The 1,480-nt window shown below is 50.5% G+C and carries 1 pseudogene; it reads left to right on the top strand.

The features are described from left to right. Positions 1-65: 65 nt before the first annotated feature. Positions 66-1,480: pseudogene (locus tag ACT3RN_RS15575) on the top strand (IS3 family transposase); the annotation flags it as partial.

The raw sequence follows: 1,480 nt of genomic DNA, 5'->3' as shown, positions 1-1,480 counted from the left end.
CCCCCTATGGCAGGATAGTTGTCACCCCTAAATAATAATTCCAAAGGGGACAATGAGGACACATCATGCCACGATATAGCGAAGAACGTAAACAGGCTATACTCAGCAAACTGCTACCCCCGCTGAGCCTAAGTGTTGCCGAGGTTTCAAGAAGTGAAGGCATCGGATTACAGACCCTGTATAATTGGCGTGCCCAAGCTAGAGAACAAGGTCACCCCATGCCATCGAACCATAAAACCCCTGATGACTGGTCAAGCGAAACCAAGCTTGCCACCATTATAGAGACGGCCACCCTAAGCGAGAGTGAACTTAGCGAATACTGCCGCAGCAAAGGCCTATATGTTGAGCAAATCAAAGCGTGGCGTACTGACGCCTTACAAGGCTTTAGCAGCAGCAAACAACAAAGCCTGAAAGACAAGCGTCAGCAGCAGAGCGATCGCAAACAGATCAAACAACTCACCCGAGAGCTTGCTCGAAAAGAAAAGGCTTTAGCTGAAACTGCCGCCTTACTGGTATTGCGAAAAAAGTTGGAAGCGTTTTGGGAGGAGCACGAGGACGACTGACCTTGCTCCCTAAGCGCAAGCAATACATAGACTGGATACAAGAGGCCAATCACTCAGGAGCCAGACTTAACCTTGCCTGTATTGAAGTTGGCATTAGCATCCGCACCTATCGGCGCTGGTACCGCGCAGGTCACGTGAATGGTGATAAACGGTGTGACGTCGTGCGCCAAGCTCCTAAGAATAAACTGAGCGCCTCTGAACAAGCCGCCATTATTGCCGTGTGCAATCAGCCCCGCTTTGCCAGTCTGCCGCCCACCCAAATTGTACCGACCCTGCTTGATGAGGGGATATATCATGGCTCAGAGTCTACCTTTTATCGGGTGCTGAGGCAGCATGAGCAATTGGCTCACCGCGGTCGTGCACTTGCCCCTAAAGCCTCAAGCGCCCCAAAGACCTTTACTGCCACTGGCCCTTGCCAAGTGTTCTGCTGGGATATCACCTATCTGCCAAGTCCGGTACGGGGTCAGTTCTATTATTTGTACATGATAGAGGATGTCTATAGCCGTAAAATTGTTGGCTGGGAGGTTTATGACCACGAGTCAGGTGTACTGGCAGCTCAGCTGCTTGAGCGTACTTTAATCAGTGAGAATGCATTGCACACTGGGGTGGTGCTACACTCAGACAATGGGGCACCGATGAAAGCTCAAACCATGCGCATGAAAGCGTATGAGCTTGGGGTACTCACCTCTTACAGCAGACCGCGTGTCAGTAATGACAACCCGTTTGCAGAGTCTTTATTTAAAACCTGCAAGTATCGCCCTAATTGGCCTATCGATGGCTTTAAGAGCTTAGATGCGGCAAGACGATGGATGCTGAGCTTCACGCGCTGGTACAACAATGAGCATAAGCACAGTCAGCTGAACTTTGTGACGCCCAATCAGCGCCATACGGGTGAGGATAAGGAAATACTGGCGAAG

This window comes from Psychrobacter sp. AOP5-GZ1-6 (assembly GCF_052376345.1).
Taxonomy (GTDB): Bacteria; Pseudomonadota; Gammaproteobacteria; order Pseudomonadales; family Moraxellaceae; genus Psychrobacter.
Note: the sequence above shows the minus strand (reverse complement) of the source record. Positions and strands in the feature narration are given on the sequence as shown.